Raw genomic sequence first — 15,136 nt, forward strand, 5'->3', positions numbered from 1 at the left:
GGCTTGCCTGCGATAGCGCCGGTTCAGGCACCGCTAAATCTGCAGTGCTACCTCCCCCAACCGTCCACCGTGTGGCCCGAAACTGCGCTCCACCATCCGCCGCGTGCCGTCGGCATTCACAATCAGCGCCGTACTCGCCCGCGTCCCATAACTGGGGCTGGCAATAAACACGCTCGACAATAAACTCTCCGTGGCCAACCCCACGCCGGTGTCCGGCAAGTCGGCAAACGGTGCGGTTTGTGGGTCACTCAAAATGCCCAATAGGGTCTCCGGCTGCGGATCTTCCAGCACTTCGCGCAAGGCTGCCTTGGCTTTGAGCAATTTGGGCCATGGTGTATCCAGCCCGGCATTGGAAAGTCCATAAACCCCAGGGCCCAGCCGCGTAGGCTCGGTTTGATTGGCGTTGTAATGCCACAGCTCGTGCCGCGTGCCTACCAACAGGTTGAACCCGGCATATTCAATCGAACGGCCGTTAACGTCGACTAAATACTCCTCAATGGGTAGCGAACCACTGAGAAACCGCGCCACCAGTTCACCACGGGACCTGCGTGCCGGAGGCTGGTGCGGGTCGCGGATGTTGGTGAGTGCGGCAAAGCGCCCATCGGCATTTACCCCAAGCCAGGTGCCGCCGGCTTCCTGGTCGCGGCCGGCGTAGATATCAGGCGCATCTGACCACTGGGCCAGCGGCAGGCTGGGACGGGCGTAGAACTCATCACGGTTGGCCGCGACGATCAGCGGTTGGGCGTGGCCCGGCCGCCAGGCGAAAACGATCAGGCACATCAGGTGATCCCCTTTGTGTTTTTTGCCACTCTACGCATACAACGGCGGGCGTTCCATCGCATCGAAGTTGGGCCACATGCCTTCCATCCGTTAACATGCCAGGCGGTTCGGTACGTGTGAACTTCTTAATTTGAAATAGCGGCTATAACGCAGGCTTAATCGCACACCGGCATGGTCCGGTGCGCCATGACTAATGATTTAACGAGGAGTCGCAATGCTGCCTTACCCGCAGATCAACCCGGTGGCCGTGGCCATCGGTCCGCTGCAAATCCATTGGTACGGGTTGATGTACCTGATCGGCATCGGCGGTGCCTGGTTGCTGGCCTCTCGGCGCCTGAACCGTTTCGACCCGACCTGGACCAAGGAGAAGCTCTCCGACATGGTGTTCTGGATGTCGATGGGGGTGATCGTCGGCGGGCGCCTCGGGTATGTGCTGTTTTACGATCTGCCGGCTTACATTGCCAACCCGACGCTGATCTTCGAAGTGTGGAAAGGCGGCATGGCGTTCCACGGCGGCTTTGTCGGCGTGATGATCGCCGCGTGGTGGTTCGGTCGTCGCAACGGTAAGTCGTTCTTCCAGTTGATGGACTTCGTCGCACCGTTCGTGCCGATTGGTCTGGGTGCCGGGCGCATCGGTAACTTCATCAACGCCGAGTTGTGGGGCAAGCCGAGCGACGTGCCATGGGCCATGGTGTTCCCGCCGTTCAGCGACCCGGCGCAATTGCCGCGCCATCCGTCGCAGCTCTACCAGTTCGCCCTGGAAGGTGTGGCACTGTTCCTGATCCTCTACATTTTCTCGCGCAAGCCCCGTCCGACCATGGCGGTTTCCGGCATGTTCGCGCTGTTCTATGGGATCTTCCGCTTCGTCGTCGAGTTCGTCCGCGTGCCGGATGCACAGCTGGGCTACCTGGCGTGGGGTTGGGTGACCATGGGTCAGATTCTCAGCCTGCCGATGATCATCGCCGGCCTGGGCCTGCTGTGGTGGGCTTACAATCGCCCGCAAGGCATCAAGAACACCGCGCTTTAAATTCGAATACCGAGGCTGCTTGAAGGGTTGGGCAGCCTCGGCTTCAACGATACGGGTAAAAACATGAAGCAATATCTCGAACTGCTGAACGACGTCGTGACCAATGGATTGACCAAGGGCGATCGCACCGGCACCGGCACCAAGGCCGTGTTTGCTCGTCAGTATCGGCATAACTTGGCCGACGGCTTCCCGCTGCTGACCACCAAGAAGCTTCATTTCAAAAGCATCGCCAATGAACTGATCTGGATGTTGAGCGGCAACACCAACATCAAGTGGCTCAACGAAAACGGCGTGCGTATCTGGGACGAATGGGCCACCGAAGATGGCGACCTGGGCCCGGTGTACGGCGAGCAGTGGACCGCCTGGCCAACCAAGGACGGCGGCACGATCAACCAGATCGACTACATGGTCGACACGTTGAAGAACAACCCCAACAGCCGCCGCATCCTGTTCCATGGCTGGAACGTCGAGTACCTCCCGGACGAAACCAAGAGCCCCCAGGAAAACGCGCGCAATGGCAAGCAAGCCCTGCCGCCGTGCCACCTGCTGTACCAGGCGTTCGTACACGACGGCCATCTGTCGATGCAGTTGTATATCCGTAGCTCCGATGTATTCCTGGGCCTGCCGTACAACACTGCCGCCCTGGCGTTGCTGACCCATATGCTGGCCCAGCAGTGCGACCTGATCCCCCACGAGATCATCGTCACCACCGGCGATACCCACGCCTACAGCAACCACATGGAACAGATCCGCACCCAGCTGGCACGTACGCCGAAAAAGCTGCCGGAACTGGTGATCAAGCGCAAACCTGCGTCGATCTACGACTACAAGTTCGAAGATTTCGAGATCGTGGGTTATGACGCCGACCCAAGCATCAAGGCTGACGTGGCTATCTGAAGACTGCCTCGGTCTTAAGGTATGGGCTTGTGTGGGAGGGGGCTTGCCCCCGATGGCGGTGTATCAGTCAGATATTTGCTGGTTGATACCCTGCAATCGGGGGCAAGCCCCCTCCCACATTTTGATTCGGTTAACAGTCCGGGTTAGTGGCCGTGGCTTCTGCCCACATGCGAGGGCTCAGCCTCGCTGGCCGCCACACTCCCGCTGACCTCCAGCCGTTGCAGAATCCCGCACTGATCCAGATCGGTCCCACCGCCGCAGCGTTGGCGCAGGTCCAACAGTTGCTCCTGCAACGCCAGCAGCCCATCGATCCGCGCCTTCACGTGATGGATGTGCTCGTCAATTAACGCATTCACACTTTCGCATTGGTCCTGGGGGCTGTCCCGTAATCCGAGCAGGCTGCGGATTTCTTCCAGGGTCATGTCCAGGCTGCGGCAATTGCGGATAAAGATCAGCCGTTCGGTGTGAGCCTGGGTGTACACGCGGTAGTTGGCGTCGGTGCGTGCCGGGGGCGGCAGCAAGCCTTCCTTCTCGTAGTAACGGATGGTTTCCACCTGACAATCGGTCAGTTTGGCCAGTTCGCCGATCTTCATTGCAGCAATCTCCAAATGGGTGCTTGACCCTATAGTGGCTACAGGGTCTTTACTTGGCAACAGGCACCTCTACGGACGCGACAGAATGAGCGATTCCATCCACACCCCGAATAAGCACGGTCACAAGCACGATCATGACCATGACCATGATCATAATCACGACCACGGCGCCAAACTGACGCCCGTCAAGCCACATGATCACGCCAGCCATGGCGGCTCCTGCTGCTCCAGCAAAGCTGCGCCTGCGGTGGTCACGTTGAGTGAAGCACCCACCGCCGGTTCGCGCTTGAGCACTTTCCGCATCGAAGCGATGGACTGCCCCACCGAGCAGACGCTGATCCAGAACAAACTGGGTAAGCTCGCAGGTGTGCAGCAACTGGAATTCAACTTGATCAACCGCATCCTTGGCGTCACCCATGACCTGCCGAGTACTGCGCCGATCATTGAGGCGATCAAGTCCCTGGGTATGCAGGCCGACCCGATTGAAGAGGGCACGCCTGCCGCCGCACCTCCCGCCAAGAAGCACTGGTGGCCATTGGCGGTATCCGGTGTCGGTGCGCTGGGCGCCGAAGTTCTGCACTTCACCGGCGTCGCCCCCACGTGGGTGATTGCCTTGGTGGCGTTAGTGTCGATCCTCAGCGGTGGCCTCACCACCTATAAAAAAGGCTGGATCGCGCTCAAGAACCTGAACTTGAACATCAACGCGCTGATGAGCATCGCCGTGACTGGCGCCGTGCTGATTGGCCAGTGGCCGGAAGCGGCGATGGTGATGTTCCTGTTCACCGTGGCCGAGTTGATCGAAGCCAAATCCCTGGACCGTGCCCGCAACGCCATCAGTGGCTTGATGCAGATGACGCCGGAGCAGGCCACGGTGCAGCAGGCCGACGGTTCCTGGTTGGAAAAAGAAGTTAAAAGTATCGAAATTGGCGCTATCGTCCGGGTAAAACCTGGCGAGCGTATCGGCTTGGACGGTGAAGTCACCGCCGGCCAGTCCACCATCGACCAAGCGCCGATCACCGGTGAAAGCCTGCCGATTGAAAAGACCGTGGGTGATAAAGTCTTCGCCGGCACGATCAACCAGGCCGGCTCCCTGGAATACAAAGTCACCGCCGCCGCCAACAACTCCACCCTGGCGCGGATCATTCACGCCGTGGAACAGGCTCAGGGCGCGCGAGCGCCGACACAGCGTTTTGTCGACAGCTTCTCGAAGATCTACACCCCAGCCGTGTTCCTGTTTGCCCTGGGTGTGGCGATCATCCCGCCGCTGTTCATGGCGGGCGTCTGGTTTGACTGGATCTACCGCGCCCTGGTGTTGCTGGTGGTTGCCTGCCCATGCGCCTTGGTGATCTCCACGCCAGTGACCATCGTCAGCGGCCTGGCGGCGGCTGCGCGCAAAGGCATCCTGATCAAGGGCGGCGTGTACCTGGAGGGCGGTTACAAGCTTGATTACCTGGCGCTGGACAAGACCGGCACCATCACCCATGGCAAACCGGTGCAAACCGACTACCTGGCGCTGTTCCCCAATGTCGCGGACAGCGCGCCGGCCCTGGCCGCCAGTTTGGCTGGGCGTTCCGACCATCCGGTGTCCCTGGCCATCGCCAATGCGGCTGTGGATAAGAACCTGCCCATGCACGCTGTGGATAACTTCGAGGCCCTGGCCGGTCGCGGTGTGCGTGGCGATATCAATGGGGAAACCTATCACCTGGGCAATCACCGCTTGGTGGAAGACCTCGGCCTGTGTTCGCCGGCCCTGGAAGAAAAACTCTTCGCCCTGGAAAAACAAGGCAAGTCCGTGGTGCTGTTGCTCGACAAATCCGGCCCGCTGGCGCTGTTCGCCGTGGCCGACACCGTAAAGGACAGCAGCCGCGAAGCCATCCAGCAACTGCACGACCTGGGCATCAAGACCCTGATGCTCACCGGTGACAACACCCACACCGCCCAGGCGATTGGCACCCAGGTTGGCATCGACCAAGCCAAGGGCGATCTGCTGCCTACCGACAAGCTCAATGCCATCGAAACCCTCTACGGCCAAGGCCACCGCGTGGGGATGGTCGGTGACGGCATCAACGACGCCCCGGCCCTGGCTCGCGCGGAGATCGGCTTTGCCATGGCGGCTGCGGGCACCGACACGGCCATCGAGACCGCCGACGTGGCGTTGATGGACGATGATTTGCGCAAGATTCCGGCATTCATTCGTCTGTCGCGGCAAACGTCGAGTATCCTCAAGCAGAACATCGCCCTGGCGCTGGTGATCAAGGCGATCTTCCTCGCGGTCACCTTCCTGGGCATGGCCACCATGTGGATGGCGGTGTTTGCCGACATGGGCGTGAGCTTGCTGGTGGTATTCAATGGTCTGCGCCTGTTGCGCAAATAGACAATGAGAGGGTGGTGTGCTGAGTGCCGAGTTAAAGGCGTTTTTCATGGTCGCCCGCCTGGGCAGCATTACCCAGGCGGCGAAAAAACTCGGCCTGAGCCAGCCCACCGTCACCACCCAGATTCGAAACCTGGAAAGCCAATACGGCGTTGAGCTGTTCTATCGTGGCGGGCGCCGGCTTACCGTCAGCGACGAAGGCGCGCGCCTGCTGCCGATGGTCAAGGCGCTGTTGCAGCAGGAAGCGGACATCGAGTTTTTCCTGCGTAACAACGGCCAGGTCCAGGGCGCTCTGCGCATCGCCGCGACGGCGCCGTATTACATCCTTGATCTGGTCAAAGCCTTTCGCGAGCGCCTGCCGCAGGTGGAGGTGTCGGTGGAAATCGGCAACTCCCAACAGGTGCTTGAAGCGCTGGATGATTACCGCGTCGACGTCGCGGCTTCCTCCCAACTGTTGGAAGACCCGCGGTTGATCCGTCGCGTGCTCGGCACTGACCCGTTGGTGCTGGCGGTGCATCGTAATCACCCGCTGGCGGCGCAGGATCACGTGCCGCTGACGGCGTTGGCCGGGCATACCTTGCTGATGCGCGAAGCGGGTTCGACTACGCGGCGCCTGACGGAAGACATGTTGCAAGGCGCGGGCGTGAGTTATGGCCCTCTGCTGGAAATCGGCAGCCGGGAATCGATCCGCGAGGCGGTGCTGCGCAACATCGGCATCAGCATCATTGCCCGCCAGGAAGTGCCCCATGACCCGCAATTGCGTGTGCTGACCATCGAGAACGCGCCGCAGATTCCCGAGTATTTGTACTGCCTCAAGGAAAGAAAGGGCGCACGGTTGCCGGCTGCTTTTCTTGGGTTGGCGCAGGAGATGTCGCCAATTTGAGGTTCTGTTTTGGCCTTTGAATCGTCATCGCAGGCAAGCCAGCTCCCACATCTGACTGTGTTCACAAATCAAAATGTGAGAGCTGGCTTGCCTGCGATGAGGCCCGTCCCGACAGTACACTACTGAAGTCCTACACAAATCCACCAATACCACTATCGCTGCGTTTTGCCTTTCTGCCACAAGAGGTACGCATTGCCCGCCTAGCATGGCCTTCATCAGTTTGATGAGGTGCCTTCCATGAACACAGCCCTGACCAACCCCGGCGCGCCCATGACGGTGCGCGGTATCCAGAAGCGCTTCGGCGCCTTTACTGCGCTGGACAACGTGTCCCTGGACGTCGCCGCCGGCGAGCTGGTGTGCCTGCTCGGCCCGTCTGGTTGCGGCAAGACCACCTTGCTGCGCTGCATCGCCGGCCTGGAGCGCCAGGACAGCGGTGAATTGCGCCTGGGTAACCGCGATGTGTCTCTGCTGCCGCCCCAGGCGCGGGACTACGGGATTTTGTTTCAGTCCTACGCGCTGTTCCCCAACCTGACCGTCGAAGCGAATATCGGCTATGGCCTCACCGGTAGCGGTCGCGATGAGGTGCGCAAGCGTGTCGGCCAGATGCTGGAGTTGGTGGGGCTGGTGGGCAGCGAAAAGAAATACCCGGGCCAACTGTCCGGTGGTCAACAGCAACGTGTTGCCCTCGCACGAGCACTGGCGCCGGCACCTTCGCTGCTGTTGCTGGATGAGCCGATGTCAGCCCTCGATGCCCGCGTGCGCGAGCATCTGTGTACCGAGCTGCGTCAACTGCAACGGCGCCTGGGCATCACCACGTTGATGGTCACTCACAACCAGGATGAAGCCATGTTGATGGCCGACCGCATTGCCGTGATGAACAACGGCAAGGTTGAGCAATACGCCACGCCCCAGGAAATCTACGACCGCCCGGCCACGCCGTTCGTGGCGGAGTTCGTCGGCCAAGGCAACTGGTTGCCGTTCAGCCGTAACAGTGCCAGCCACGCTCAGGTTGGCGGGATGAACATGCGCCTGGCCGACGATGCCGGCGTGGCCAAGTCCGGCCGTCTGTTCTGCCGCCCGGAAGCGATCAGCGTCAACCCACCGGTGCATGAAGAGAACCTGTTCCCGGCCAAGGTCCGTGAGATCACCTTCCTCGGCAACCGCTGCCGCATGAGCTTCGAGCTGGAGCAACTGCCGGGCCACCCGCTGCTGGCCGAGCTGGCGCCCGAAGCCATGCCGCGCCTGGGGGCCCAGGACATTTGGGTGGCCTTGCCGCCGCGTAGCCTGCAGGTGTTTGCCTGAGATGGCCGCTGTGATGACGCTGCCGATAGCCCGCCAAGTGTCCCGTGCCGAACTGGGCGATCGTATTTTTGTGGTCGGCGGCAAACTGCTGTGGCTCTTACTGTTGGGCGTGGCGGTATTGCTACCGTTGCTGGCGATCTTTTGGCGTGGTTTCAGCAGCGAAGCCGGGCAGGGCGGTGGCTTAGTCGCCGCGCGGGAACTGGTGACCAGCGACAACTTCCACTGGTTGCTGGGCAATAGCCTGAAAGTTTCCCTCAGCGTAGCAGCCATCGTCGTACCGCTGGCTTATCTGTTTGCCTACGCTCTGCAACGCACGCTGATTCCCGGCAAAGCCATTTGGCGCGGCATGTCGCTGTTGCCATTGATGGCGCCGTCGATGTTGCCGGGCATTGCATTGGTCTACCTGTTCGGCAACCAGGGCATGTTGCGCGGGTTGCTCTCGGACAACATCTACGGCTTTTGGGGCATTGTGCTGGGCGAGGTGATCTACACCTTCCCACATGCTCTGATGATTTTGCTGTCGGCGCTGTCCCTGGCGGATGCGCGTTTGTTCGATGCTGCGTCCAGCATGGGCGCCAGCCCCTCTCGGGCATTTCGCAGCATTACCTGGCCAGCCACGCGCCAGGCTGTATTCGCTGCGTTTTGCTTGGTGTTCACCCTGACCATCACCGACTTCGGTGTGCCCGTTGTCGTCGGTGGGGATTACCAAGTGCTGGCGCTGGAAGCCTACAAGGCGGTGGTCGGCCAGCAGCAGTTCGGTCGCGGCGCGTTGATCGGCATGGTGTTGCTGTTGCCGGCGCTGTTCAGCTTTGGGGTCGATGCCTGGCTGCGTCGCCGTCATGGCGACTCCATGAGCGGTCGCGCCCAGGTCTTCCAACCGGCGCCATCGCGTTTGCGGGACAACTGCTACCTGGCCATCGTGGTGTTGATCTGCGCGGTATTGCTGCTGGTGTTCGGCATGGCCGTGTATTCCTCGTTGGTGAAGTTCTGGCCGTACAACCTGTCGCTGTCACTCAATCACTACCAGTTCGAAGACACGGCCGGCGGTGGCTGGCTGGCCTATCGCAACAGCCTGACCATGGCGCTGTGCACGGCGTTGATCGGCAGCGTGCTGATCTTCACTGGCGCGTACCTGATGGAAAAGACCCGGGGCCAGAAAGGCCTGAACCTGGCACTGCGCATGCTCAGCTTCGTGCCGATGGCCGTGCCGGGGCTGGTGCTGGGCTTGGGCTACGTGTTCTTTTTCAACCTCAACGGCAACCCGCTGCATGTGTTCTACGGGACCATGACGTTACTGGTGGTGTGCACGATTGCGCACTATCTGACCACCGCCCAGATGACCGCGACCACGGCCCTGCGTCAGTTGGACGCCGAGTTCGAAGCCGCCGCGCTGTCGCTCAAGGCACCGCTGTACCGCCACTATCTGCGCGTGACAGTGCCGATCTGCCTGCCGGCGCTGCTGGACATCGTGCGCTACTTGTTTGTGTCGGCGATGACCACCGTGTCGGCCGCGATCTTCCTCTACAGCCCCGACACCATTCTCGCCGCCGTTGCCGTGTTGAACATGGACGACGCCGGCAACGTGGGCGGCGCGGCGGCGATGTCGACCCTGATCCTGTTCACTTCGGCCGGTGTCTCGCTGCTGCTGGCGTGGGCCTCACGTGGCGCCTTGCGCCGTTCCCAAGCCTGGCGCCAGACCGCGCCCGGACAATAATCATCCTTGAAGGAGGTGTTCCATGTTCAAGCCCCTGGCGCTGGTCGCTGGCGTACTCACTGCATTCAGCCTGAATGCCTTCGCCAAGACTGACCTCACCGTGTACACGGCCCTCGAAGCCGAGCAGTTGAAGTCCTATAAGCAAGCGTTCGAAAAGGCCAACCCCGACATTGAGATCAAGTGGGTCCGCGACTCCACCGGGATCATCACCGCCAAGCTTCTGGCCGAGAAAGACCGCCCGCAAGCCGATGCCGTCTGGGGCTTGGCGGCTTCCAGCCTGGCGATCCTGGACCAGCAGGGCATGTTGGATAACTACGCGCCGAAGGACCTGGACAAGATCGGCAAGAACTACCGCGACCCCGCCAATCCGCCCGCCTGGGTTGGCATGGACGTGTGGGCCGCGACCATCTGCTTCAACACCGTCGAAGCCGAAAAGCAGGGCCTGACCAAGCCGGTGAGCTGGCAAGACCTGACCAAGCCTGAATACAAGGGCAAGATCGTGATGCCGAACCCGGCGTCCTCCGGCACGGGTTTCCTGGATGTGAGCGCCTGGCTGCAAACCTACGGCGAGAAGCAAGGCTGGCAGTACATGGACGATCTGCACCAGAACATCGGCCAGTATGTTCACTCCGGTTCCAAGCCATGCAAGCTGGCGGCCTCGGGTGAATTCCCGATCGGCATTTCCTTTGAGTACCCAGCCGTGCAATTGAAGCGTCAAGGTGCGCCGCTGGACATCATCCTGCCGAAAGAAGGCCTGGGCTGGGACATTGAAGCGACTGCTGTGATCAAAGGCACTGCTCATGCGGACGCCGCGAAGAAGCTCGCCGACTTCTCCGCCAGCCCTGCTGCGATGGAACTGTACAAGGACAACTTTGCCGTCCTCGCCCAACCGGGCATTGCCAAGCCGCAGACCGAATTGCCGGCTGACTATGAGCAGCGGTTGATCAAGAACGACTTTGCCTGGGCCTCGAAAAACCGCGACAGCATCCTGACTGAATGGCGCAAGCGCTATGACGGGAAGTCGGAGAAGGTTGCCGGTCAGTAAGGTTTTCGTTAGGGCTGATGGCCTCATCGGGGGCAAGCCCCCTCCCACATTTAGATTTGTGAACACAGTTAAGTGTGGGAGGGGGCTTGCCCCCGATAGCGGTCTCGAATTCAGGACATCACTGCATGACACACCACACCGATCTGCTAATTGTCGGCGCCGGCATTCTCGGCCTGTCCCATGCCTATGCCGCCGCCAAACGCGGCCTCAAGGTCAAGGTGTTCGAGCGTAGCGCCACACCGCTCGGTGCCTCGGTGCGCAACTTCGGCCAGGCCCTGGTCACCGGGCAACCGCCGGGGCCGATGCTCGACCTGGCACGAGAAAGCCGTGCCATCTGGGGTCACTGGGCCCAGGTGGCCGGGCTGCAGCTCAAGCGCAACGGCTCCTATCTGTTCGCCCGTACCGAGGCTGAAGAACATCTGCTGGAAGCCTTCTGTGCTGGCCGTGCCCAGGCACACGCCTATAACGTCGAGCTGCTGCAAGGCGCGGCGATGAAGGATCTGTATGGCGGCCAGTTCCGCCATCACCGCGCCGCGCTGCACGGCAAGGACGATCAACAGTTGTATTCCCGTGAAGCGATTCCGGCGCTGATCAACTACCTGGCTCAAGAACTGAAGGTGGAGTTTCATTTCTCCACCTTGGTGCGCGATGTTGAACCCGGCCAGGTGCACACCACGGCAGGGAGCTTTCGCGGCGAGCAGATCATCGTGTGCTCCGGCCATGACTACCAAACCCTGCTGGCCGAATCGATCGCCGAACTCAATCCAAGCATCTGCCGCCTGCAAATGCTTCGCGCGCGGCCGGCGGTGAACCTGAACCTGCAACACGCTTTGCTCACGGGCCTCAGCTGCGTGCACTACGGCGCCTTTGCCGATTTGCCCGAAGCGGCGCCGGTGCAGGCGCAGATCCTGCGTGAAGCGCCTTACCTGCATGAACACGGTATTCACCTGCTGATCAGCCCAACGCCCCATGGCGAGCTGATCATCGGCGATTCCCACGATTACGGCAGCGATGCCTCGCCATTCAATGCCGAGCAGGTCGATGATTGGATGATCGAGCTGGCTGAACAGACCTTGGGTTGCAAGATCCAGGTGGTGGAGCGCTGGCAAGGTGTCTACGGCTCACGAGGGCCGGGGCCGTTCTCGTTCTTGCGTGCGGCGCCGGGGGTGAGCGCGGCGTTGATGCACACCGGCGTGGGCATGAGCGTCGGGCCGGCGATGGCCGAGCGCAATATCAGCGCATTGTGGGGCGCGCTGTGATGAATCGGGAGCAGGTGATTGCCGAAGTCTTCGGCCTGTACGAGCAGCATGGCACGGCGGATTACATCGGCGAGCCAGTGTCGCAGATCGAGCACATGTCCCAGGCTGCGCAGTTGGCCATGGCCGAAGGTTTTGATGATGAAGTGGTGTTGGCGGCGTTTTTCCACGACATCGGGCACATCTGCGGGCAGGGCGGCGAAAACATGGGCGGTTATGGCGTGGTCAGCCACGAGCGACTGGGGGCGGATTATTTGCGCCGCGCAGGGTTCAGCGAGCGCATGGCTAAGTTGGTGGAGTATCACGTGCAAGCCAAGCGTTACCTGACTTTCAGTCAGCCGGACTATTACGCCCGTCTAAGTGAAGCCAGCCGCCGTACTCTGGGGTATCAGGGGGGCGTCATGACGCCAGAAGAAGCCCAGGCTTTTGAACAAGACCCGCTCTGCCAGGTCAGTCTGCGCCTGCGTCACTGGGACGAACAGGCCAAGGAAATGCACGTGCCGGTGCTCGACCTTGAAGTGCTCAAGGCCAAGGCGCGGCAGGTGCTGGCGGCTTAGGTTTCGTCCAGGCGCAGAGCCAGGGCCTCGACCTGTTCCTGGCGCTCGGCCTGGCTGAGTTTGGCGTGGGGGTTGAGGGACGACCATTGCGGATGGGCGCGGGCCTTGTGCAATGCGTCCGGCAACTTGCCTTCGCGCCAGGTTTTGTCCTGGGGTGTGTCGACCTTGATGCTGTGCATCGCCGCGTGACCACGCAGGTTCAAGGCCTTGAGCAACTGGCGCTGGCGCAGGGCGAGCAGGCGCAGCACGCTGTCGTCCACGGTCAGTTCGCGCTGGCCTTTGATCTTGCCCAGCAGGCGGCTGCCATAGCTGCGCGCGGTTTGCAGCGCACCACCGGCAATCGCGCCGGCCAGGGCGGCGGCGCCCAGGGTCAGGCCGCCGACCAACAGATCCACACCGGCACCGGCGGCCGCGCCTGCGGCAATTCCACCGCCGACGCGCACGCCGAGTTGCTTGAGGGTTTCCGGGTTGAACAGGTCATCGCCCCAGCGGCCGTCCAGTAGTGGCAAGTCGCTGGCGGCGGCATCCTGCGGGCGAAAACCGAACAACTTGAGCAGGGCTTCCACGCATTTCTGTTCGCGTTGGCGCACGGCTTTGCGCAGGTCGCCGATGGCTTGCTGCTCATCTTCGGTGACCACGCTGCGTCGGCAGGCGGCACAGTCGATCAACAGGTCGGCGATCAAGCGGGCTGCGCTTTGCTGGCGAGCTTGGCGCTGGGCTTCCTGGTCGAGGATCAGCCGCTCCAACTGTGGGCGGGCGTTTTCCAGCAGCAAGGCGAGGCTTTCATACAGGCGCCGTTCGCCATCTTCCGGTGGTGCCACGCTGTCGAATCGCACCAGTGCATGCAGACCAAGACGCGCCAGGGCTTCGCGCCAGTCCGGCTCGCGGTGGTCGCTGCTGCTGACAAAGTTGAGCACCGGCAGCAACGGCTTGCCGCAACTGGCCAGCACTTGCAGCTCATCGCGGTACTTGGCCAGCACCGGTTCGCGAGCGTCGATCACATACAAACCGGCGTCCGAGGCCAGCAGTTGGCGCAACACTTTGGCTTCCTGTTCGAAACGCTGGCGTGCTTCGCTGCCTTCCAGAAAGCGCATCAGGCGCGCAGGACCGTCGAGGCGTTCACCGGGGCGATCCAGGCGTTCCAGGTAGTCGAGCAGGGCGATGGCATCTTCCAGGCCGGGTGTGTCGTACAGCTCCAGCAAGGGCTCACCGTCCACCGACAGGCGTGCGCCTTCGACATGCCGCGTGGTGCTCGGGCGATGGGAGACTTCGCCGAAGCCCACATCACGGGTCAGTGTACGCAGCAACGAAGTCTTGCCAACGTTGGTGTGGCCGACCACGGCGAGTTTCAGAGGTTTAGTCATGACCGGTCTCCAGCCAATTCAGCGGCGCGCAGTCGGCGAATGCTAGATCAAGCTGTTGCAGTGCGGTGTGCCAGTCACCCAGGCGTTCGGCATCCAGCGCCTGGCCGGGCGGCGCTTGCAGCAGCCAGACGCGGGTGGCGGTAGCGCTGCGCGCCAGTTCGGCGATCAGCGCCAGGCTGCCGCGATCCGGCGAGCGCCGTGGGTCGCAGGCGATGGCCAGGCGCGCGGGTGGGAAGCGAGTGTGTTGTTCCAGCAGTTTGTGGCGCGACTCGCGACTGTCGAGGATGCCGGCGTTCTTTACGCTGGCGGGCAACTTGGGCGGCCACGGGTGTTGTTCGTCCAGCTCGATGGCTACCAGCAGGGCACCGTCGCTTTCCAATTCGCTGGCGCCGCCGCTGACGTGGTGCAACTGTTCGGGCGCGGCGTCATTGACCCCGAGCCGTTCGCTGCTAGGCATCAGGCGTTCGCGCAACTGGCTGTAGCCGGGCAGGTTGAGGTCCAGGCGCAAGGCGGCGCGCCCGCGTTTCCAGCGCCAGAGGCACAGCAGGGCGAGGATCAATCGTGGCAGCAGACCGTAGACCAGTAACACGCCGACCAACCACGCGGCCCAGGCCTGGCGAGCGCTTTCGATATTCAGGGCGGAGTCACCGCTGGCGCGGATCATCTCGACGGTGGGCACATTGAAGCCCAGCAGTGCTGGCAAGGTGCCGAGGGCCTGGGTGACGGTGACGAAGGTGTCGGCGCCAAGGATGGTGGTTTCCCACACAAAACCGTAGCGGCGGGTGGCGAGCAGCGTCAGCAGGATCGCCATGGCACTGAGCAAGGCGAGTAGCCACAGGCTGTTGACCAATATGCCGACCGCCCAGCGATTGAGTTTCTGCCGTTGTAGCAATAACAACAGCGCCGGCGCCAACTGTGCGGCCTTGGCGTCGCGGGCGAGCTTTTCGCTGAGCCACAACCATAAGCGTCCAAGGCTGGCACCGTGCTCACCGGCAAACAGCAGGCCCAAGGCCCAACTGATCAACAGGATCAGGTTCAACCCGAGCAGGCTGCCCAAGGCCCAGAACACGTTGACCGGCGTCAACCCGTTTCCCAGCGCGGCAAAGGCCAGACCGGCGCCACTGATGATCGCCACGATAGCCAGCAACACCAAGGCCAGGCGGGCACCTTGCAGCCAGCGGGTGAGGGCGGCGGTCAAGCCATCGCGCTCTGCCAGGTGCAGGGCGCGCTGCTGGATGCGCGTCGGCAGGTCGCCACCGGCCGTGCGGGCCAGGCGGTTGGCTTCCAGGTCTTCCAGGAGACCGGCGTGTTCTTCACGCAGGCGCACGGTTTCTGTCAGCCAGAGTT

The 15,136-nt window shown here is 61.9% G+C and carries 13 protein-coding genes; 9 read left to right on the top strand and 4 right to left on the bottom strand.

Features of this window, described 5'->3' with window-relative positions; all coding sequences use genetic code 11:
• Positions 1-33 precede the first annotated feature (33 nt).
• The gene (locus ACRESD_RS26750) at positions 34-780 is read right to left on the bottom strand and encodes an NRDE family protein (protein WP_431753657.1); all 747 of its coding nucleotides are present in this window, start codon (positions 778-780) and stop codon (positions 34-36) included.
• 214 nt (positions 781-994) lie between these two features.
• On the opposite strand from ACRESD_RS26750, the gene lgt reads away from it, so the two are divergent.
• Together lgt and ACRESD_RS26760 are read left to right on the top strand one after the other, a co-directional pair.
• Entirely contained in the window at positions 995-1,807 is an 813-nt protein-coding gene (gene lgt / locus ACRESD_RS26755) for a prolipoprotein diacylglyceryl transferase (RefSeq protein WP_431753658.1), read from the top strand.
• Positions 1,808-1,870: 63 nt separating this feature from the next.
• On the top strand, positions 1,871-2,704 hold the full coding sequence (locus ACRESD_RS26760; RefSeq protein ID WP_431753659.1) for a thymidylate synthase: 834 nt from the start codon (positions 1,871-1,873) through the stop codon (positions 2,702-2,704).
• A gap of 143 nt (positions 2,705-2,847) precedes the next feature.
• Here ACRESD_RS26760 and cadR read toward each other — a convergent pair whose 3' ends face one another.
• Complete coding sequence (gene cadR / locus ACRESD_RS26765) at positions 2,848-3,297, bottom strand: Cd(II)/Pb(II)-responsive transcriptional regulator (protein ID WP_431753660.1); 450 nt, start codon at positions 3,295-3,297, stop codon at positions 2,848-2,850.
• A gap of 85 nt (positions 3,298-3,382) precedes the next feature.
• Between cadR and ACRESD_RS26770 the strand changes: the two genes are divergently transcribed.
• The 7 genes from ACRESD_RS26770 (at position 3,383) to ACRESD_RS26800 (ending at position 12,425) form a co-directional block, all read left to right on the top strand.
• Positions 3,383-5,671 carry a heavy metal translocating P-type ATPase gene (locus ACRESD_RS26770; protein WP_431753661.1) on the top strand — a complete coding sequence of 763 codons (2,289 nt, stop codon included), beginning with the start codon at positions 3,383-3,385 and terminating at the stop codon, positions 5,669-5,671.
• Between the two features lie 16 nt (positions 5,672-5,687).
• Positions 5,688-6,551, top strand: coding sequence for a LysR family transcriptional regulator (locus tag ACRESD_RS26775; protein WP_431753662.1), 864 nt, complete (start codon positions 5,688-5,690; stop codon positions 6,549-6,551).
• Positions 6,552-6,788: 237 nt separating this feature from the next.
• Entirely contained in the window at positions 6,789-7,853 is a 1,065-nt protein-coding gene (locus ACRESD_RS26780) for a putative 2-aminoethylphosphonate ABC transporter ATP-binding protein (protein ID WP_178920007.1), read from the top strand.
• A gap of 1 nt (position 7,854) precedes the next feature.
• The gene (locus ACRESD_RS26785) at positions 7,855-9,567 is read left to right on the top strand and encodes a putative 2-aminoethylphosphonate ABC transporter permease subunit (RefSeq protein ID WP_431753663.1); all 1,713 of its coding nucleotides are present in this window, start codon (positions 7,855-7,857) and stop codon (positions 9,565-9,567) included.
• A gap of 22 nt (positions 9,568-9,589) precedes the next feature.
• Positions 9,590-10,612 carry a putative 2-aminoethylphosphonate ABC transporter substrate-binding protein gene (locus ACRESD_RS26790; RefSeq protein ID WP_431753664.1) on the top strand — a complete coding sequence of 341 codons (1,023 nt, stop codon included), beginning with the start codon at positions 9,590-9,592 and terminating at the stop codon, positions 10,610-10,612.
• Between the two features lie 125 nt (positions 10,613-10,737).
• On the top strand, positions 10,738-11,871 hold the full coding sequence (locus tag ACRESD_RS26795; protein WP_431753665.1) for a TIGR03364 family FAD-dependent oxidoreductase: 1,134 nt from the start codon (positions 10,738-10,740) through the stop codon (positions 11,869-11,871).
• Positions 11,871-12,425, top strand: coding sequence for a phosphonate degradation HD-domain oxygenase (locus ACRESD_RS26800; RefSeq protein ID WP_431753666.1), 555 nt, complete (start codon positions 11,871-11,873; stop codon positions 12,423-12,425). Before ACRESD_RS26795 ends, ACRESD_RS26800 begins: the two co-directional genes overlap by 1 nt.
• On the opposite strand, the gene ACRESD_RS26805 is transcribed toward ACRESD_RS26800, so the two are convergent.
• Positions 12,422-13,789: a GTPase/DUF3482 domain-containing protein gene (locus ACRESD_RS26805; RefSeq protein WP_431753667.1), complete on the bottom strand. Its 1,368-nt coding sequence runs from the start codon at positions 13,787-13,789 to the stop codon at positions 12,422-12,424. The genes ACRESD_RS26800 and ACRESD_RS26805 overlap by 4 nt on opposite strands.
• On the bottom strand, positions 13,782-15,136 hold a 1,355-nt coding region (locus tag ACRESD_RS26810; RefSeq protein ID WP_431753668.1), incomplete at its 5' end, for a DUF2868 domain-containing protein. The genes ACRESD_RS26810 and ACRESD_RS26805, both read right to left, overlap by 8 nt.

Origin of the sequence: Pseudomonas sp. (genome assembly GCF_050739995.1) — a bacterium.
Lineage (GTDB): Bacteria > Pseudomonadota > Gammaproteobacteria > Pseudomonadales > Pseudomonadaceae > Aquipseudomonas.

What these genes read in the sequence shown, in the direction of transcription:
- ACRESD_RS26750 (WP_431753657.1), bottom strand. Translation starts at nt 780, where the DNA reads ATGTGCCTGATCGTTTTCGCCTGGCGGCCGGGCCACGCCCAACCGCTG.
- lgt (WP_431753658.1), top strand. Translation starts at nt 995, where the DNA reads ATGCTGCCTTACCCGCAGATCAACCCGGTGGCCGTGGCCATCGGTCCG.
- ACRESD_RS26760 (WP_431753659.1), top strand. Translation starts at nt 1,871, where the DNA reads ATGAAGCAATATCTCGAACTGCTGAACGACGTCGTGACCAATGGATTG.
- cadR (WP_431753660.1), bottom strand. Translation starts at nt 3,297, where the DNA reads ATGAAGATCGGCGAACTGGCCAAACTGACCGATTGTCAGGTGGAAACC.
- ACRESD_RS26770 (WP_431753661.1), top strand. Translation starts at nt 3,383, where the DNA reads ATGAGCGATTCCATCCACACCCCGAATAAGCACGGTCACAAGCACGAT.
- ACRESD_RS26780 (WP_178920007.1), top strand. Translation starts at nt 6,789, where the DNA reads ATGAACACAGCCCTGACCAACCCCGGCGCGCCCATGACGGTGCGCGGT.
- ACRESD_RS26785 (WP_431753663.1), top strand. Translation starts at nt 7,855, where the DNA reads ATGGCCGCTGTGATGACGCTGCCGATAGCCCGCCAAGTGTCCCGTGCC.
- ACRESD_RS26790 (WP_431753664.1), top strand. Translation starts at nt 9,590, where the DNA reads ATGTTCAAGCCCCTGGCGCTGGTCGCTGGCGTACTCACTGCATTCAGC.
- ACRESD_RS26795 (WP_431753665.1), top strand. Translation starts at nt 10,738, where the DNA reads ATGACACACCACACCGATCTGCTAATTGTCGGCGCCGGCATTCTCGGC.
- ACRESD_RS26800 (WP_431753666.1), top strand. Translation starts at nt 11,871, where the DNA reads ATGAATCGGGAGCAGGTGATTGCCGAAGTCTTCGGCCTGTACGAGCAG.
- ACRESD_RS26805 (WP_431753667.1), bottom strand. Translation starts at nt 13,789, where the DNA reads ATGACTAAACCTCTGAAACTCGCCGTGGTCGGCCACACCAACGTTGGC.